Source organism: Bacteriovorax sp. PP10 (assembly GCF_035013165.1).
GTDB lineage: Bacteria > Bdellovibrionota > Bacteriovoracia > Bacteriovoracales > Bacteriovoracaceae > Bacteriovorax > Bacteriovorax antarcticus.
In genome coordinates this window covers 1696197-1714942 of record NZ_JAYGJQ010000001.1, presented here as the reverse complement: position 1 = coordinate 1714942, position 18746 = coordinate 1696197, and the positions used below count along the sequence as shown (strand labels likewise).

The window sequence follows — 18746 nt, the reverse complement described above, 5'->3', positions numbered from 1 at the left end:
TCTTCTTTTATCAAAAAAATGATTTACAAAAAATTATAGGCCATGGAATTGGGAATAATAAGTCTGAAGGGAGGGAAATCGGTGGGAATAATTCTTCTAAAGACCTATCTTATTTGGATTTAGATTTTCCCAACAATAGTCGAACTGAATCCAAAATTGTATCAATGTCTGATGGCTTCTTAATAAAGATGTCCCATCCTTTTTTCTCATAATGTAAAATAGAGGCCATGGCACTCATTAAAATAATGGGAATATGTGGATGATCATCTCCCTTTCTTATGACCTGAATCAAATCCATTCCATTCATTCCTGGCATCATCATGTCTGTGATGATGATATCTGGTTTTAATTCATGAAATAACGCCAATGCTGTACGAGCATTGTGGGCACATATAACTTTGTATCCTTCCATTTCCAATAAATCCTGGAATGTTACAAGAATATCTTTCTCATCATCTACGACAAGTATTTTATGGCTCATTCATCACCATCCACTGATTCAACTTCATTTTTAACTGGTTTAAAAGATTTTTTCTCTACAACAATACCTTTGTCACAAATACTGAATTCATGAATAGCAATATCATAGTCACTAGAGCGGACTTTATAAATATTAATAAGTCGTCTAACCTGAAAATCTGTTTCCATATATCTAAGATAAATAATGTTTTCAAATGCAGCAGAGTACTCACCTGAGTGATAATCTTTAATAACGATTGGCAGCCTTGCTTCTTCACTAAAAATAGCTGTCACCCCAAGGGCACGTAGCTTAATAGTCAACGAGGCCACAAATCTGGGAAGACGATCAGAGAAAACTGCTGACAATTTAAAGCCTTCAATTCCATCGACAAAAACGCGCGCAGTTTTATGCTCTTCAATAATATTGACTAATTTTTCAAACAACTCATCAATTAATTGCTCTGTTGGTGGAAACCATTCAAATCGAAATTTTCCAGATTCAAGATAGGGATCAAAATCGAGACCAATACCACGGGCCTTAGAAAGCATCTGATCTCTGGTTTCATAAAAACCAAAATACAGACAATTTTCTCCATTCGTCAGTCCTTCATGTAAGAACTGCATTCCGATAAGAGTTTTTCCTGACCCAGGGGGGCCGAATAAAGAAGTCATAGAGCCGACAAAGACTCCACTTTTTAGCATTTCATCTAAATATGTTATTCCAAAAGATAATTTTTTATTTGAGAGCTGAGGGTGAAAAGGTTTTAACAGGGCCACTAAAAGTTCTATTCGAGGAAAAACTAAAAGTCCTTCATCCGAGATACGTAGTTCATGACGACCTTCATAATGAGTCATCCCTCTCATTTTACGAACGTGAATCTCTCTGACATTTCTCATTCCAACATCAGTCTTCTTTAACTCGATAACTCCATCAACAAGAGCGTGCTCTGAAGGTGTAGGATTATTAGTTGAAGGATTCATAATGACAATAGTGCAATTAGTTGCGCCAGCAAGTGTGTTTAGATCATGAAGGAAGTTTGAAAATTCAATTTCATCTTTTGAAAAAAATCGAACGGAGTTAAATCCATCTATAACCAGAAGTTTAACTTTACTAGCGCGGATCGCCTTCATAAGAAATTTTTTAAATGCGTTCAGACCATTTTCTGAGAGTTCAGTGTAACCACTTAAATAAGAGACATACTCTCCTACTAAATCTTCTTTATAAAAATTTAGCGATTTAATATGGTCTAACATTTTGCCATGAGACTCAGATAATAAGGTAACAAACAGAGAATGATTCCCCATTTTGGCATTATTAAAAACTAATTGATTACCAAGAATAGTTTTTCCAGTTCCTGGAACACCTTCGATAAGATAAAGTCTTCCTTTTAGAAAACCACCACCTAAAATTTGATCAAGTCCATGGACACCGCTTATAAACAAATCTCTATCCATTTTTTTCATCATATCTTAGTCCATATTTTTGTGAGTCAAGCGGCAAGGAAACGGTAAACGTTGTCCCTCCATCTTTCAAGCTTATCGCATGTATAGATCCACCATGCGCTTCAGTTAGACCTTTGACCAGCGTTAATCCAAGTCCCCAACCTTTTTGGTGCCCAGAATGTGAGTCCTCGGTCCTTTTAAAACGAGTGAATAGTAAACTCAGCTCATTAGGGTTGATTTGATCGCCCTCATTATGAATTTTAATCTCTACATTTTGATTTAAGCAATTAGCTGTAACCTTAATAGGCCCCTCATCTCTTCCATATTTGACCGCATTCATAAGAATATTTTCGAAAACTCTTCGTAATCCAACCGGATCCCAAAAACCATTAATTTGTTCAGTGGAATTAATCTTAAAACGATCTCCATAAACGCTACTAAGATCTTCAATAATAGCTTTTAGCAAAGCATTTAAAGAGCATTCTTTAATTTTAAGAGGAAGTTTTCCGCCTGCTTTTATTAAACTTGTATCGAGCAAGTCCTGAATCATTTTATCTGCTCTATCCATATTGCTGGATATACGCTTGGCAGATTTAAGTAATGCGGGTTCATCTAAAAGAACCTTGGCAATCATCTGAGCGCTCAACTTAGCAACAGTTAAAGGTGTTCTTAAATCATGTGAAAGTGTAGAAACAAAAACCTCTTTCAAGTCTCGTTCCTGTTCTAAATTTTGAACATTGATTTTCTGATCATGAATATCAGTATAAGATCCAATCCATCTTAAAATAATTCCATTTTCATCTTTGACAGGGATCCCCAGACATAAATGCCAACGGTATTCACCGGTCGAAAACTTCTTTAGCCTAATTTCTTTTTTAAAGCTCACTTGTTTTTTTATCGCTTTATTCCATTTTTCAGTGGAAAGCAGAATATCATCAGGATGAATAACAAGTGAGATCTCATTACTTATTGAATTTTTTTTATGTCCTGTATATTTATACCAAACGTCACTATACCAATCTATTTTTCCATCGGGATTTGCCATCCAAACCATATTGGGGAGAGCATTCGATAATAATCTAAATTGATTCTCGCTTTTTTGAATAGTGTGTTTAGCGTTCACGATATCTGTCACGTCAGTAATAAAAACGATAATACCTTTTATCTTTCCACAAGCTTCACGAAAAGCGTGGTAGGCCACATTGATCCAGAGTCTTTTATTTGCATCAAGGCCATCTTTAATAAAAAATGGCATCTCGTTACCAATGAAAGAGATACCTGTTGCATAGACTTTATCCAGGAGAGGTAAATAATCCTTAACTTCATCATAAGCGAAAAGATCTTTAATTGTTTTCCCTACGACAGCTCTTTCAACAAATTTTTCATAAGCACTATTCGCGAAAGTGAATTGATGATCAGGCCCATTCAAGACAGCAAAAGGCATGGGGGCCTGGAGAAAAAAATCTCTCAACTCTAAAGCATTTGCTTCACTGTCCATTAATATTGCCTTATCACTTTTTAATATTGAAATAGCGCTAGATAAACTATTTGAAAAAGTGATTGTTCACTTTTTTATACTCTTTGGAATTAGATAAATCTTAAAAAAGACCTTTTGGAAAAAGATTGATATTACCTAAAGTTTGAATACCTAAGATTATAGGCCGTTATAAAATTCGGTTTTATTGTCACTTCTTAATAAAGTGATTTGTCGTACTGCTGAAACCGTATTAAATCAATCCCGGAGCAACTTTAACATAAAAATCCCCCATCTCTGTAGCAAACTTCACAACGAGTACACTTGAATTAGATTTAATTTTTGCATCACGATTATAAGTAGGAATGACCATCCCCATCTTCATATCAAGCTTAGCAATCAAAACTTTGCTCTTCCCGTAAACGATATTACATAACTCCGAAACTAAATCTTCGTTATCTTTATCAATCTTCGTCACTTCTTCATAAAGAACTTTCGTACACAACTTTAAATAAGTCTGCTCTGGAAACGAAATAAAAAAGCTTCCCGTAAAATAAGGAGATGTAATCGCAAGCTTCCCTCTAATCGCAATGCCACTCTCCATTTTCTCATAATCAAGTAAACTCGGAGTTGAATGAGTGATCTCTTCACATGTGGCCATCTCTTTCACTGTACTCATAGTCGCTTCAATAAAAATATTTAAGAAGCTAGCGCTACTAATCGCCCCTTCAGTCTTACTTTTTTGATTGGCCTTATTGTCCAGCTGAGCTGTATCGGTAATAAGCTTTAAATAGATATCAGAAGCAGTTGCTGGCATGTTGATAATTTTAGCATTAGAAAAAGCATCATCTACTGTGATGGCCTGAAACATTTCAAAATTATCAAAAGCTAAAAAGATCAAGGCCCCATGATGGCGTTTAGAGTTCTGAATATATTTTCCGAACTTTATAATATCTTCTGTGGTGTGAGAACTATCGAAAATAAAACTAGAGATAACCTTCCCCATATTCTGGATTTGAGTAAACGAATCCATCGACTTCACTAATTCCATTTCATAATTTTGATCTGATCTTCGTTGTTTATTAAGCAGGTTAAAGAAGTTCAAATTTTTTGTAACAATACCTATTTTGTGAGTCATAGTTTTTATCATGTGGGTTAATAATTTGTTTAATCATTATCGGAATATCGTGAAATCTCAGGAATCAAATTATCTTGAGATTGAAAATATTATTTAGACACCCTAACCAGTATAAAACATTGCAATACCTGACTAACAAGGTCTCCTGTGAAAATAAATTAAGCAGAGACACCCGAGGGGATCCCTGCTCAATTTAAATAAAATTATTTTTTCACAACAAACTCAATTCGACGATTCTCTGCTCTTCCCTGTGCTGTATCGTTACTCGCGATAGGATTACGTTGTCCCATCCCCACTGCAAGGATACGATCAGCTCTTACCCCACGGGACACAAGTTCATTTTTAACGGCCTGTGCTCTCTTTGTAGAAATGGTCTGGTTTACAGCTTCATTTCCTGTGTTATCAGTAAAGCCTTCAATTCTCGCGGTTGCGTTCGGAAAAGTTTTCATCGTAAAAGCAATTTGATTCAACTCATTTTCCGCTCCATTCATTAAGGTCGTCGTTCCTGTTTGAAAATTTAAATGCTCAAAACGAAAACGTTTCAATGTTCCCGCAGCAGCAGTTGAATTCATAAAGGCCTGAAGTGACCCAATACTCTGAATTGAATTTGGACTTACTGCGGCCGGTAGAGACGTCGTTGGACTCTTCATAACCAATGGAGCAGGTCTCTTAAATGCAAAAGTATTAAGCAACCAAATAACTGCTGCAACGACCAGCCCAAGCAATACAACCTTAGGCCATACACTTGTCTCTGACGTTCTATTTTGCATTCCAGTCAATCCACCAAGTCCACTTGGTATTAGCGCCATTAAAGAAGATTTTTGTTGCCCTAAAAAATTCATCAAACCAGAGGCACTCATCTTTTCATTTTTTATTTTTGAGCCAATCGCGCCCATCACCAACGGAGCTGCCATTCCCAGCATTTTAGAAATGCTCCCAGTATTCATTCCTGTCGTCACCCCCAGACTTGAAACCGTATTAGATAAATTGTTTCCAAAAATTCCTGTCAAGAATTCATTTCCTTCTTTCAAAGTGTCAGAGTCTGCTGAAACATTCATCGGTGTTGTATGCCTGCTTGCCATATTTACTAAAGTCTCTGCTCCTTCAGGAGTCGACCCTTTATTAACAATCCCCATCAATAATGTAGGAATAACTGACTTAAGCCCTGCTTTAGTTTTTTCAATTGGCTGATTAATTTCTGTGCTGATTTTTTGTAAGATGTCTGGTGAAAAAAAACTTTGCGAAACGCTAAAGAGACTATCACTTACTACTGCGGCCATAGGTTCCTCCTTGAGTTAATATACTCTCCGCTATGATGAGAGATCTTAAATAAGAAGAAATGCAATTTTATGGCCCGTGCATTAATGAACTAGTAAAATTATTAGTTATCAATAAAAGTTAATATACTAACGATCTTTATTGGCATTATTGCACTCTACATTGAATTGAAGCGCGAATGTTACAATAAGATCGTCCTGCGGATTGTTAGCGTAAAGATAAAAGGTAAGCATACTTCCCCATGCAAATGAAGCAACTTGCCCCTAAGTTTTCAGACTATTTTACTTTAAACTATATGGACTTGAAAAAGGCCTCATCAAAAAGAAGGATGAGGCCTGAGATTTTTTATAACATGATATCAGCACAAGAGTTCAAATCATTTTCAATGAACGTCTCAACACTTTTTAACATTTGATTACAAGATGTCGTGACTTCCGCTTCTTTTCTATTGATCGGCCCGTAGTGGTTGCGGCGAACTCGAAGCATCACCATGGCGTACTCAGCAGCAAATGCCGGACACGACTTATTGAATGCCTGGTAATCAGCTCCAGCACCAGAGCCCGCGATGCTAGATGAACCACAGCTCACGCCTACTTTGAAGGTATCAAGAAAACAGTTATTAGGATTGGCCTTGTATTCATTATACAAATTAGTTAACTCAGCAGAGGCCCCGATTGAGTCATAACTTGTCTGGAACATTCCGGCCTCAGCAGTATTCGCTGACGTGTTCGATGCCGACATGTCTCTTCCTTCACAGTATTTCCCGGAACTCTCGCGCATCCCTAATCCAATCCCTAAAGTATAAAGAGATCTAAGAGGGCCTACTCCAGCATTATTCACATCCATCGAAAGACTGCTGAAAGTTGAGGCGTATAAAGCAAGTGCATCTGTCGTAGAGCTTCCAGCTCTTCCACCTAAAATATTTATTAGATTTGTTGGAGCAGCTTCAGTAGTTTTTAAGCGACAATAACTTCTCGCATAGGTAAGTGCCATTCCTTTAATGTAGGCCGCAGGTGCTTTACCTCTTCCCGACCATGAGTAACTCGCACATGTTGAGTTGCCGGCAATCGTTTTTATTTGTTCAGCATAATATCCGTCCGGAACACTCACTCCCGGAGTTATTGGTTGACCAGTAGAAGTATCTATTTCACCAGTTTGTGTTATCTCTCCTGCCGTCACTGAATCACCAGAAGGTGTGCAGGAAGAATTGAGAGTGACAACTATAAGTAACAGAATCCAAGCAAGCACAAAACGTGCAGGTCTTTTCGTTTGCTCCATCCTTGGGGCTCCTTTAAAAAAATGTAATGATCAAATTGATCGTGTACGTTTCAAGGAGCAGTTAATGTGCCAAACTTTTTTATTGATAAGAAATTGAAAAAAGGTAGAGACTAATTAAAAAAAATATAATGCTCAGTTACATTCTGAATCTGAATCTTTGACGTAAAAAAAATTTACTTAGTCGATATGGTATTTAAATGTCACCGACCTATTGAACCAGACAAGTATTAAATAGCTACGGAACAGTTAGAAAAAGTTAGATTTTAAAAAAGCTAAAAATCTTGCTTATCAGACCTCTGCCCCATATAAAAACCCTCATCACATTAAAGGGGAAAGAGATGCGTCATTTATTAGTTATTCTAACTCTAACAGCACTAGCTTCGTGCGCACCTAAATCTTCGAGCGACTCTGTTCGTGTCATTGATACATCAATTATGAACGGATCAGTTGTTAAGGAAGGCGATGTTCTTGGTTCAAGCATCGTAGGAATTTTCAATTCAAAATTTAATGCTGTTTGTACAGGTTCACTTATTGCTCCAAACGTTGTTTTAACAGCAGCACACTGTGCTCCTGATAAAGCGTCAGATATTAAAATCGTTTTCTCAAATGATCTTGATTATGTATTAAACTCTCGTGAACCAGATATTCAGGCAGAATTTGTTCTTCAAGCAACAGATTTCAAAGTAAGCAAGTCTTGGGATCCAAATAACGAAACAATTGAAATTGATACTGGTGATATCGCTCTTATTAAATTCAGAGGGACAATCCCAGCTGGATACAAACCTGCAACGATCCTAGCTGACGACAGCAAACTTAAAAGAGGCGACATGATTACTGTTGCTGGTTTTGGTGTTGATACAGTAACGACAACTCCAATTGATCCAAAGAGTGTTAAAGATATCGACGAAGCTATTGCTTACGGAGAAATTACTTGTGATGAAAATCAACAAGGTAAAAAGTTTAACTGTTTAAAGATTGAATCATCAGGTGACGGAATCCTTCGTGTAACTGAAGCTCCAATCGCTTCAATCCAGGAAACTGAATTCCGCCTTAACGAGAAAAAAGCTGGGACATGTAACGGTGACTCTGGTGGACCTGCTTACCTTAAAGTAAACGGTCAACTCTTCCTTCTTGGTGTAACAAGCAGAGGAAGTGAGCTTTGTAATGATACTGGTGTTTATACGAACGCTGTTTATTACAAAACTTGGATCAACGACACGATGAAGATTCTAAAGTAATCATCGTCTCGCCCACAGAAGCGTCCTCTTAAATGGATAGAAAAAAGGCCTTTCATCTGGCAACACTTGAAAGGGCCTTTGCTTAAACTCACTAACAAAAATCTCAAAATCTTTTTCGCTTAATCTACTTCTAAAGTGCGAGAGCATTGAACCTTTCACCCACCTTACTCTTAATATTAATCATTTCATTAGCAGAATCAATGGAATAAATAAGGGAATCAATAGGAAAGCTTGTGGAATACTTAAAGTTTGTTAACCTATAATAACAAATTTTTTCATTTCAAAATGCAGGTTTAATGAACTCTTTAGCTATCCTTTTCTCACTTATATTATCGGTTTCGGCAGAAACAAAAGCGCCGGCACTCAATTCACAGCAATTGGATCAATTTATTATTCAGACTTGTTCTTTGCAATCCAATGAAAAAAGCTGTCTCGAAAAGATGACAACGATTAAAAAAGGCCTTACCACTGAAGAACTATTAAAGCAGGCACCAGCACTTAAAATAGATTCATCAATTCAAACAACGATTATCAATGACCCTTCTCACTTCACTTCTCAATACTACTGCCTGGCCATTTATAATGGAGTTGTTTCAGAAGCTCAGGTTCCGGCCGATATTTTCCCTTATGTCGTTTATGGATTTTCATTCAACACAAAATCACTTGGCACTTATAAAAAATGGTTGAACTCAAAAGCGGCCAGACCTTGCGTAGAATCTTTAAAAATACTGGGACTCACACCAACACCTCTTACAGGCGAAAAAGAATTTAATATTATCCTCAACCCCATCACCTTTCTTGAAAATGGGACAGAAGAAGCTTTCTTAGATACTGCCATTAGAAATTATAATCATGAACGCCTGCACGCTATTTATGCATTTAAGAGTGCAAAAACGAAAGTCGCCAAACTATGGAAGAGTTTAACCAAAGGTGAACAAGAGCAATTTAAGTCTGAACACCTTCATTATAATTTTAATAACAAAGATATTTTATACAGAGAATTTTTTAGCTTCACATTCGAGAGTGCTCCCGAAGAAGCTTATACTTTTTTATCTAATACAATCAATTACTCTCAGGTAAAAAAAGCGACATGCAAATCTTGTCTTGCTGATGACGATGACTTCAAAGCCAAAATACAGGCCTTGTCTCAACTCTCTCCAAAAGACTTGCTGGCCAAACTTGAAGAAGAAAAAATAAAAGTTCTTATTCTCTCATCCGGCAGAAAAAATCCATCCAAACTTTTCTACTGGGGACAGATCCGTGAAGACAAAGGTCACCTCACTCAGATCTCTGCCATTGAAGGGGCCATGGGAAAAACATTATGTCAGGGTGAGAAACCTGAATCCCTGGATGCAACAACCATCGTGCTCGCAAGCGACTCCCCATACAGCACCCTGATTCATGAATACATCCACGTCATGCAGATTAAAAAAGATGTATCGTGGTGTCCGGTTTCTAAAAGACTTTGGACAGAGAAACCAGCAGCGACTGAAATCCGTATGGTCAGAGACAGAGAATGGGATGCCCGCTTAGTCCTTTGGAACCTTCTCACTGGCCCTCAGATGAATGTGGAGGATCAAATTATCGTCGCTGAAGGTATTCTTCGAGAATCAGAAGGAAGAAAGAACTTCGACCCGAATGCTGCTCGATTCATATCCGATAATAAGATTCAGTTATACTTACAGCAAAAAATTGAAGAGTATAAAAAGGCCATTTTAAAATAATCCCTGAGTAAATTGTTCCTCTTAATTAATTTATTTTTTATTTAATAAGTAAGTTATTATTTAGTTAAGAGGAAACCCATGAATAATCTTTCAACTAAAACTGAAGCTGAAGTGAGCTCTTTTATCAATCTTATGCCTTCAGCAATTCTGTGGATTGACCAGAATCAGAAAATCAAAAACGCCAATGATATCTTTTTATCTATAATCAATAAATCAAAAGAAGAAGTTGTCGGAACTGACCTTACCCAATACCCTCTGCAAAATTTAAAGCAGTACTTCTCTCACATTGATCTTTTAAGAAACCGCGATATAAAAATCGTCGATCACTTCGAAATCGACAATGAGAAAAAGACTGTGCGCTTTTACATTAAAGAGATTGAAGAAGAAAACTCTTATCTCATCATGGGGATTGATATCTCTAATGAAATTTATCGTTCAGAAGCTCACGAAGAAATCAGAAGGCAACAGGAAGAAAACGCTCGTTTTATGATGATCGGTCAGATCGCAACCGGTGTGGCCCATGAGATTAATAACCCTTTGGCCATCATTTCCGGCTTTCTATTCAACATGAAAAGAACTTTGGAAAAAGAAGGTGCTAATTTAAATACTGAGTACTTTTTGGATAAAATTTCAAAGTCGGCCATCAACATTGATCGCATCGCCATGATTGTCAGAGGTCTGAAATTCCTTTCAAGAAATGACCTGACCTCTCCATTTGAAGATGTTCATATCCAGGAAATTATCGGTCACGCTTTGGATATTTGTTCTGAAAAGTTTAAAGCAACTGGAGTGACTCTCGTCATTGGTGATTCAACGCCTGAAATGATTGTCAACTGCAGGCCAGTTCAACTCACTCAAGTTCTCATCAACCTTTTAACAAATGCTCATGATGCTGTCTTGGAAAGTGAAAAGAAGTTAGTTCGCATCAGTTTCAAAAAAGACGATCGCAACTTTACGGTCTCTGTAACTGATAGCGGCCCAGGTGTTCCCCTAGAAATAAGAGACCAAATCATGAAGCCTTTTTTTACCACAAAATTTGCCAACAAAGGTGTAGGTCTGGGGCTCAGTACTTCACGAATCATTGTTCAGGATCACAAAGGTGAATTGTTACTCGACCAAACTAATCCTGAAACAACTTTTAATATCATTCTCAAAAATAAACTTTAAGGATTTGAAGGCGCTGGATTCTCACTTCCTAAAGAGGACCCGCTACCCTGTCCTGCCTGACTTCCATCTTTTTCCGTTGAAGTGTTAGGGCCTGGCTCAAAGTCTGATATTTTGTCACGTTTAGTGCATGAGATTGATAAAAGCATTGTCAGCATAACCATTATTGTAAGTTTCATAAAATCCTCCTGAATTAATTTGAATAAACTATTCAAAAAAAGCTTATGAATATAAGTGCAATAATTTTGCCTATAAATAGTGATGAAAAGAGGTCTGAATACTAAAGGGATGAGGCATTTTTCAATCAAAATTGGTAAAATGCCTCATGTTGAATTTAATTAAGCTGCTTTTTTATTTTCTGTAGAAGAAACGATATCTCTGATCATTTCACGCTCACGTGCTCTTCCTATTTCCGCTTTCTTCAATCCACGTTTCATCATGAAAATATAATATTTCATGCGCATATAACCATACAAGCTGATTTCTCCCACCTGAATGATGTCTTCTTCTTTATTATAATTAACCCAGGCCTGGCAAAACAACATATACTTCAAATCATTTGATCTGGAGATCTTATGAAAGTCTGTCGTAAACCCCATATCCTGAGAGTTAGAAGTTAAAATAAAACGTTTATAGTTCACGTCGAGCTTACCTGGATCTGGAAAATAATTATCCATGTACTCGTCTTTTAAAATTTTTACGACATCCTTATAATTTTTTGGTGCCACTTTTAGATTAACATCCGGACTAGGCCAGCTATCTGGAATCATCGTCACAAAATCCTCTATGATAGAAGGAGTACTGCTAATGTTAGTCGCATAGATCGGCCCTAAAATTTCAAAGACCATACAATAATTCCCATAGGCCAAAAGTCCAACACAATTGGCCCCAGGATTTTTAGAAATAACAACTAATCCAGCGTGAATGACTGGTTTATTATTAATAGAGCTTAGAATCGGACTGAGCAAAAATCCCGCGGGACTATCTTCGAGAATAACTATCCCGATAATAGTATTCTTCAAATGATTTCTAATTTCAGTCAGAGTTAATTTCTTATCCAGCATTTTATTAACAACATTAGCACCCGACTCTTCGTTAATTCGGACTAATGAGTTGTGCAAGTTCTTAAGCGAGATATCATCAAGATTTTCTCCTGGTTTATAATAATGAACCAGTTCAGTCTCTCCAATCTTAAATTGTCTTTTCATAGTCTTCCCCTTCAACCATTAAAACTAATTAAGAAACTTTACGAATGTTTTTAAATTTAATTTCACCACGCATGATTGTGTGATCGTATTGATTATAAAAAATTCCTGCGTGATCGGTATGAGGCTGACCGGCCAGAATTTTCACCGTCTCATTGGCCATAAGAACACCTGAAAGCCAAACGACAGGTGCTAAACTGGGACGAATTCTTTTATTGTGTGCGATACCATGAACGAGTTCACGGTCAATAATGTCATAAGGGTTGAAATGAGAAAAAGTATACTCAATTTCTTTTGCGACGGCCTTTGCACACAGCTCATCTGTAATATCATCTAATGAAACTCCAAGCGTCGGCAGATCCATAAATTCTTCCCAGTGAGGAGACTCAGGTTTCATGACAAACACACTGGCAAAAGGAGTAAGCCACGCATCGACAATCGTAAGTTTTTTCTGTCTTGCCGTTCGCTCTAGAATCAGACTCGCATACATCTTATCCATACCATTAATAATAATCTGAACTCCTTCAAGCAGCTCTTCAATATTGTCTCTGGTCACACCTTGTGTGTAACTTTCGATTTTTAAATTGGGATTAATTTTTAGGAGCTCTTCTTTTAAAACTTCAACTTTATATCTACCGATAGTTTGAATATTAGAATGCAGCTGACGGTTGAAATTTGTCTCTTCAAAAATATCAAAGTCGCAAATTTTAATTGTCCCTACACCCATCCTGACCAGAACTTCTGCGGCCACTCCGCCCATTCCACCAACTCCGGCAACCAATACAGCTCCATTACAAATTTTACGTTGCTCTTCTTCAGTTACAAGACCCAGGTTGCGAGAGTAGAACATATAAAGTCCCCCTTTATTTCATAAAGAATAAATTCGATTCTTAAGAGTCTAAATAGGATTTGGAATACTGATAATTATATTTAATTTGAGACTAATTACGAAGGCTTGAGCCTGGCAAAATATTCTTGAACGGACCCTGATTGGTAACTATTTGTGGCACGAAGGCATCAAGTTCCACTACGAATACTGATCCGTGAGGAACGTTTAATTCTACTGAAATTCGGCCATTAAAGAGCTTCACATAATTTAAAACGATCCCAAGGCCAAAACCCGTTCCCGTTTCTCCCATTGTTCCAATAGAGCTGTTTCTCAGCTTCTTTGTAAACAATGAATGTCTCTCTTCAAAAGGAATTCCCATCCCCTGATCGCTTACAGTAATAATGACTCTCTCACCAACAAGTCTTGCTCGGAGCTCAATCGTCTCGCCTTCAGGTGAAAACTTAATTGCATTGGCCATTAAGTTTCCTAAAACGTTTGTCTCAAGAGATGAAGCTTCTGCTAAAACAGATATACTTGGATGCACTTCATTTTTACATTTAAGAGTTAACTTTTTATGATCAAGCTGAGTCTGAAAATCGTATTGCACAGACATAAAGATTTTTTCAATATCAACTGGAACAATATCAATTCCGCGAAGTGAAGTAACTTCCATGTTCTGAACATTCTTTAAAATATTATATAGTTTATTAGAACTGTTTTTAGCGATGCTAAGATATTTTTGATCTTCCTCGCTTAGTTCTTCATTTCTCATAGTCTTTTTAAGGTAGTAATCAATGATACTGATCTGATTAGCGACATCGTGAGACACAATTCTTAACAGCTGAGACTTCTCATCAATAATCTTTGAAAGCTCGATTGATTGATTTTCTAAATCTGTAATCAACTCAATAGTACTTGCGTCTCCAGTGAAGATGCTTAAAAATCTTTTCCAGACAAGTTTGAAATAAGAAGTGTGCTTTAAATAAACTGTATACTCGCCTCTTCTTTCAGTAATTCTCGCCGCAACTTTTGCTTTTGGTAAACCAAGTACAGTTGGAAGAGTTTCGAACAAGTGAGTGTATGTTTGAAGTAGTAACGGACAATCAACAAGCTCAGGATGGATATTAATTTCCATTGTAACTTGTTTGCTGTTATTTTTTTTGTATTTGAAAGTCACACTTTCTTTAAATAAGTGCTTCGCTACAAAAGTCGCGGTATACCAATAGATAGTTTTAACATCTAATAAACCAGTACCAACTTTTCTAATCAGAGCAATGTTCTCATTATAGATACCAAGGTATCCAATTTCTTTTGCAGTTTCCTCTGCACCAATATGAACTGCACAGTTAGCGTACATTTTTACGAACTGATCCCACGAATGTCTCTTCTGATGATCATCCATATACTCCATTTTTAGACCAGTGCCTTCGATCAATAGATTTCTATCGATGTTATGCTTATCTAATGCGTTGAACAGAGCAACGGCAGCTAAATTGAGTAATTCCATATTCGCACAATACCAAACTGTTAGAGTCCATTCAATGAGATGGGTATATTTTATATTTAGGCGTTACCACTTAACCTACTAATTTTATAAAAATAATATTAGGATTGCGTTAAATCTTACTTTCCTCTTATGGACTGTCAGGCCTTTGTTATTAAACAAAAAATGATCAATCACCTAATGGGCCAAGTATATTCCGAAAGGGATAACTTTAACACATCAATTTTATCCTTCGAAAAACTTATACTTTTGAAGTCTCTTTCTTTGTTTTTTGACTCAGGAAAAATTTAAATATGATGAAATCATTGTCATTTTTAATACCCAATAAATGGGCACTTTAACTCTCATCTCACGTCGGAATGACAAGGATAAAGATCTGTAATTCCTCGTGCTCCTCCATGAGAAATTTTCAGCACCTGATCCTTGATATACTCTCTCCATGATTGAAAAAATGACTTTCGTTATTTATAAAAACATCCCATCTGAAAGATATGCTCCTTACAAAGATCCCCATCGTCCACTTCATGCCAGAAGTCTGGATGTCGTTAAAAAGCGTATCAAGCTTGAAAAAATAATGATGGAAAAAGAAATAGTAGAAAATATGAAAGAAGAAATTCGTTATCAAAGACGGGTTGAAAAAGAATATGCTGCTCATCGCAGACTTTTAAACATCATTTAAACTTCTCATTTGTCACTCTGACTAAAATTCTATTATGCTACCTTCATGAATAAGGATTTATCCCAGGCAGAAATTAATGACGTAACCGACACCGCTTTGTGGGTTGCTGCTTATCGCGCAGAAGAGTCTTTGAGAAAAGATGCTCTCTTCCACGATACATTTGCTTCTTTACTGGTTGGTGAGCAAGGCGAGTTAATCGCTACCAGGACTCAAGGTTCACGTTATACGGCCTGGTCGGTTGTTATCCGTACACATATCATCGATCATTTTATAATGAACCTCATCCCCACTGGGATCGACACTGTTTTAAATCTCGGTGCTGGCCTTGATACAAGACCCTACCGCTTAAATCTTCCCGCCGATCTTCGCTGGATTGAAGTAGATTTTCCAAAAATCATTGACCACAAAAATGCAAAATTAAAAGATCAAACTCCTCACTGCAAACTAGAGCGAGTGCAGATGGATTTATCACAGGTAGAAATCCGCGATGAATTTCTCTCTCAAATTTCCCGTGAATCTAAAAATGTCTTAGTGATCACTGAAGGTGTGATTCCCTATTTATCCAATGACGACGCCAGGTCTCTGGCCGATGCTTTAAAAAAATATCACAACTTCGGCCATTGGATCACTGAATACTACTCTCCTGAAATCTTAAAATTTTTAAGAACTCCCAAGAGATTAACTCAAATGAGAAATGCTCCATTTCTTTTCTATCCTGAAAATTGGTTTGAATTTTTTAAGCAGTCTGGATGGAATGAACAAGAAACAAAATACTTTGGAGTTGAATCAGAAAAGCTTGGAAGAACTCCTCCGACACCTGGTTGGTTAAAAAGTTTGGATGCCTCAGATGAATCAGCAAAAAAATTAATTAAGTATTATCTTGGTTACAGCATTTACAAAAATGTTAATTAGATAAATTTCATAGCATCAATTAGCAATTCAGCTTTGTGATCAGGACTCGGATGATCCTCCTGAGCGTCCCCTGCACCAATTAAAATTGTTCGACAACCTGCTTTTACACCGGCAGAGATATCTCCATAACGGTCCCCAACCATAAACGATTCTTTCAAATCAATTTCCCAATCCGCGGCCGCTTCTAAAAGCATTCCAGGCAGTGGTTTACGGCAAACACAATTGTCGGCATTTGTATGAAAGCAAATTTTGATATCGTCAATTGGCAGAAGCTCTTTTATTTTAGCGTTTACCATTTCAACACTTTCTTTTTTAACCCATCCGCGTGCAACGTCTGGTTGATTAGTGACGATGATTGCAAGGTAACCAGCATCTTTAATCATTTTTAGTGCTTCTTCTACTCCTGGATAAAGTGCAAATTCTTCCAGTGTATAAGGCGCCTGAGCTTTCCCTTCGCGGATAATTAATTTATTAATCACTCCATCACGATCAAGAAAAATGGCCTTTTTCATATCAACTCCTTCTTAAATCTCAAATTGAAATTGATGGCCACAACTCTTGCAAGGCGATTCGTTAAGAATGTCCATACGGATTGATGTCCCGACATTATTAGATTTAAAATAAGTCTGCGTGCACCTTGGGCATTCAAGTTTTTTATAAAAATAATGAGGGAAATAAAATTTTTGATTAATATAAAATAAACAGAAGGCAAAAACGCCGGCCACTTTCATATTAAATCTCACGGCCGAATAACTGGCCCCTTGATCTGGTAGTAACAAATTTAGTCCAATATAAAATAATATAGCTAAAAATGAACAAAATCCAAACGTGATCGCGCCACATTTCATATAATGACTTTTAAGATTCTTTATCTTCATGCCTACCTCAGAAGAAATTATGCCATATCTTTTGCGATCAGACTTCTTAATTTTAAACCTTCAATGCCATAGATAATGGTCACCTTAAACGTACCATTCCCCTGCTAATGCCTCTGAAGTTCAAGGACTGAACATTTCACTAGGCCCTGCCTCTAATCAGCTATAAAGTTAGTCCTGATTTAACCGAAAACTCAGTATTCATTTACTTTATCTCAGGGGATCTCAATGCTAAAAAGTGCATGCCTGCCTTTGTCTTTAGCCTTACTTTCGACCATGACTTTTATCTCAATGACCCCCTCTGAAGCGGCCACAACAGCTCCCACAACAATGTCAGTAAGTGCTGGCGATCTTGATGGTGTCGTTAAAAGTTTGGCCAAGGCAAATGACAACGCCAACGTTATGCTTTATTCAAGCACCAGCGCTAAACTTACTTCTCTTTTTAAATTCTCAACGAAAGGTATGGGAAGCACTCTTACTTTAGAAGCATCACTGACTCAGACAACTGCTAAAAATATTTTTACTTTCCTGGTATTAAACTCTGCCGGTACTTATGTCTCTGTCGCTTCAACAAGTGGAACGAGCAAGGCCAAAACGATTAAAGTTAAATTACCTGCAGGATCAGTTGTTAATAATACAGTTCAGATTCGCTTAACAAGTGCATCTGCTGATGATTTAAAACTCGACTATCTAGTTCTTAACGACCAAGGAAGTGTGGTCACTCCTCCTGTGGTTACGCCTCCGGTAACTCCGCCAGTGACTCCTCCAGTAACACCCCCAACTCCGACAATCTCGGCCGTGCCGGCCGGAACAAGCTTTCACTTACAACTTCAAGGACAAGTGAATCTGGACACTCCAGCGAAGTTATACGACATCGATCTTTACGATACGACAGAAGCAACCATCGCCACTCTGAAAGATCAGGGTAAAATTGTTATCTGCTATTTTTCTGCAGGCTCTTATGAAGACTGGCGTATCGATGCTGCTCTTTTTCCAAAGGTCGCTTTAGGAAATAACCTTGATGGATGGCCTGGGGAAAAATGGCTAGACGTAAGAAACGAAGGCGTTCGTAAAATCATGGCCGACAGAATGTCGCTGGCAAAGAAAAAAGGATGTGACGGTGTAGACCCAGACAACGTTGATGGATACACAAACAAACCGGGCTTCCCGTTAACAATGGCCCACCAAATCGATTATAATAAATTTCTGGCAACGACAGCACACTCTAAGGGTCTCTTGATTGGATTAAAGAATGCAACTGACCAGGTCACTGCTCTAGTGGATTATTATGACTTCTCGATTGTTGAATCATGTAACGTGTATAACGAGTGCGCTCGTTATAGCCCTTTTGTCGCTCAGAATAAAGCAGTCCTGCTTGCTGAGTATACTAAGTTCTCTGCAGCGATTTGTGCATCAACAAGAAGCTTGAATTTTACGACGGTATTTTTTAATCAGGCATTGGATGGCAAGCTGATGACTCCTTGCCCTTAATCTAAAAAAACAATTCGCGTCTTTAAGAGTTCAATCTTTAAAGACGCGATTATTT

General features: G+C 37.4%; 17 protein-coding genes. 6 read left to right on the top strand and 11 right to left on the bottom strand.

Features of this window, described 5'->3' with window-relative positions; translation table 11 throughout:
* Positions 1 to 109: 109 nt before the first annotated feature.
* The 6 genes from SHI21_RS08430 to SHI21_RS08405 all read right to left on the bottom strand — a co-directional run bounded on the left by SHI21_RS08430 (position 110) and on the right by SHI21_RS08405 (position 7070).
* On the bottom strand, positions 110 to 481 hold the full coding sequence (locus SHI21_RS08430; RefSeq protein ID WP_323575908.1) for a response regulator: 372 nt from the start codon (positions 479 to 481) through the stop codon (positions 110 to 112).
* Positions 478 to 1926: an ATPase domain-containing protein gene (locus SHI21_RS08425; RefSeq protein WP_323575907.1), complete on the bottom strand. Its 1449-nt coding sequence runs from the start codon at positions 1924 to 1926 to the stop codon at positions 478 to 480. The genes SHI21_RS08430 and SHI21_RS08425 overlap by 4 nt, the downstream gene beginning before the upstream one ends.
* The gene (locus tag SHI21_RS08420) at positions 1907 to 3400 is read right to left on the bottom strand and encodes a sensor histidine kinase (RefSeq protein ID WP_323575906.1); all 1494 of its coding nucleotides are present in this window, start codon (positions 3398 to 3400) and stop codon (positions 1907 to 1909) included. Before SHI21_RS08420 ends, SHI21_RS08425 begins: the two co-directional genes overlap by 20 nt.
* A gap of 229 nt (positions 3401 to 3629) precedes the next feature.
* Positions 3630 to 4514, bottom strand: a complete 885-nt coding sequence (locus tag SHI21_RS08415; protein WP_323575905.1) for a chemotaxis protein CheX — start codon at positions 4512 to 4514, stop codon at positions 3630 to 3632.
* Positions 4515 to 4717: 203 nt separating this feature from the next.
* Positions 4718 to 5794, bottom strand: coding sequence for an OmpA family protein (locus tag SHI21_RS08410; RefSeq protein ID WP_323575904.1), 1077 nt, complete (start codon positions 5792 to 5794; stop codon positions 4718 to 4720).
* A gap of 343 nt (positions 5795 to 6137) precedes the next feature.
* On the bottom strand, positions 6138 to 7070 hold the full coding sequence (locus SHI21_RS08405) for a hypothetical protein (protein ID WP_323575903.1): 933 nt from the start codon (positions 7068 to 7070) through the stop codon (positions 6138 to 6140).
* Between the two features lie 338 nt (positions 7071 to 7408).
* On the opposite strand from SHI21_RS08405, the gene SHI21_RS08400 reads away from it, so the two are divergent.
* The 3 genes from SHI21_RS08400 to SHI21_RS08390 all read left to right on the top strand — a co-directional run bounded on the left by SHI21_RS08400 (position 7409) and on the right by SHI21_RS08390 (position 11199).
* Positions 7409 to 8308 (top strand): S1 family peptidase, encoded by a 900-nt coding sequence (locus tag SHI21_RS08400; protein ID WP_323575901.1) that lies wholly within the window; start codon positions 7409 to 7411, stop codon positions 8306 to 8308.
* A gap of 296 nt (positions 8309 to 8604) precedes the next feature.
* Complete coding sequence (locus SHI21_RS08395; protein WP_323575900.1) at positions 8605 to 10032, top strand: hypothetical protein; 1428 nt, start codon at positions 8605 to 8607, stop codon at positions 10030 to 10032.
* A gap of 78 nt (positions 10033 to 10110) precedes the next feature.
* The gene (locus SHI21_RS08390) at positions 10111 to 11199 is read left to right on the top strand and encodes a sensor histidine kinase (RefSeq protein ID WP_323575899.1); all 1089 of its coding nucleotides are present in this window, start codon (positions 10111 to 10113) and stop codon (positions 11197 to 11199) included.
* On the opposite strand, the gene SHI21_RS08385 is transcribed toward SHI21_RS08390, so the two are convergent.
* The 4 genes from SHI21_RS08385 to SHI21_RS08370 all read right to left on the bottom strand — a co-directional run bounded on the left by SHI21_RS08385 (position 11196) and on the right by SHI21_RS08370 (position 14737).
* A complete protein-coding gene (locus tag SHI21_RS08385) occupies positions 11196 to 11375 on the bottom strand; it encodes a hypothetical protein (RefSeq protein WP_323575897.1) in 180 nt (59 codons plus the stop codon). The two genes, SHI21_RS08390 and SHI21_RS08385, sit on opposite strands and share 4 nt — an antisense overlap.
* Before the next feature lie 159 nt (positions 11376 to 11534).
* Positions 11535 to 12404 (bottom strand): hypothetical protein, encoded by an 870-nt coding sequence (locus SHI21_RS08380; RefSeq protein WP_323575896.1) that lies wholly within the window; start codon positions 12402 to 12404, stop codon positions 11535 to 11537.
* 28 nt (positions 12405 to 12432) lie between these two features.
* A complete protein-coding gene (locus tag SHI21_RS08375; protein ID WP_323575895.1) occupies positions 12433 to 13251 on the bottom strand; it encodes a HesA/MoeB/ThiF family protein in 819 nt (272 codons plus the stop codon).
* A 91-nt stretch (positions 13252 to 13342) separates the two neighbouring features.
* A complete protein-coding gene (locus tag SHI21_RS08370; RefSeq protein ID WP_323575894.1) occupies positions 13343 to 14737 on the bottom strand; it encodes a sensor histidine kinase in 1395 nt (464 codons plus the stop codon).
* A 436-nt stretch (positions 14738 to 15173) separates the two neighbouring features.
* Between SHI21_RS08370 and SHI21_RS08365 the strand changes: the two genes are divergently transcribed.
* Together SHI21_RS08365 and SHI21_RS08360 are read left to right on the top strand one after the other, a co-directional pair.
* Complete coding sequence (locus SHI21_RS08365) at positions 15174 to 15413, top strand: hypothetical protein (protein WP_323575893.1); 240 nt, start codon at positions 15174 to 15176, stop codon at positions 15411 to 15413.
* Positions 15414 to 15458: 45 nt separating this feature from the next.
* The gene (locus SHI21_RS08360) at positions 15459 to 16325 is read left to right on the top strand and encodes a class I SAM-dependent methyltransferase (RefSeq protein ID WP_323575892.1); all 867 of its coding nucleotides are present in this window, start codon (positions 15459 to 15461) and stop codon (positions 16323 to 16325) included.
* Here the strand turns inward: SHI21_RS08360 and SHI21_RS08355 are convergent.
* Positions 16322 to 16837, bottom strand: coding sequence for a D-glycero-alpha-D-manno-heptose-1,7-bisphosphate 7-phosphatase (locus SHI21_RS08355; protein ID WP_323575891.1), 516 nt, complete (start codon positions 16835 to 16837; stop codon positions 16322 to 16324). The two genes, SHI21_RS08360 and SHI21_RS08355, sit on opposite strands and share 4 nt — an antisense overlap.
* Positions 16838 to 17428: 591 nt before the next feature.
* On the opposite strand from SHI21_RS08355, the gene SHI21_RS08350 reads away from it, so the two are divergent.
* Positions 17429 to 18691: an endo alpha-1,4 polygalactosaminidase gene (locus tag SHI21_RS08350; RefSeq protein ID WP_323575890.1), complete on the top strand. Its 1263-nt coding sequence runs from the start codon at positions 17429 to 17431 to the stop codon at positions 18689 to 18691.
* Positions 18692 to 18746 lie beyond the last annotated feature (55 nt).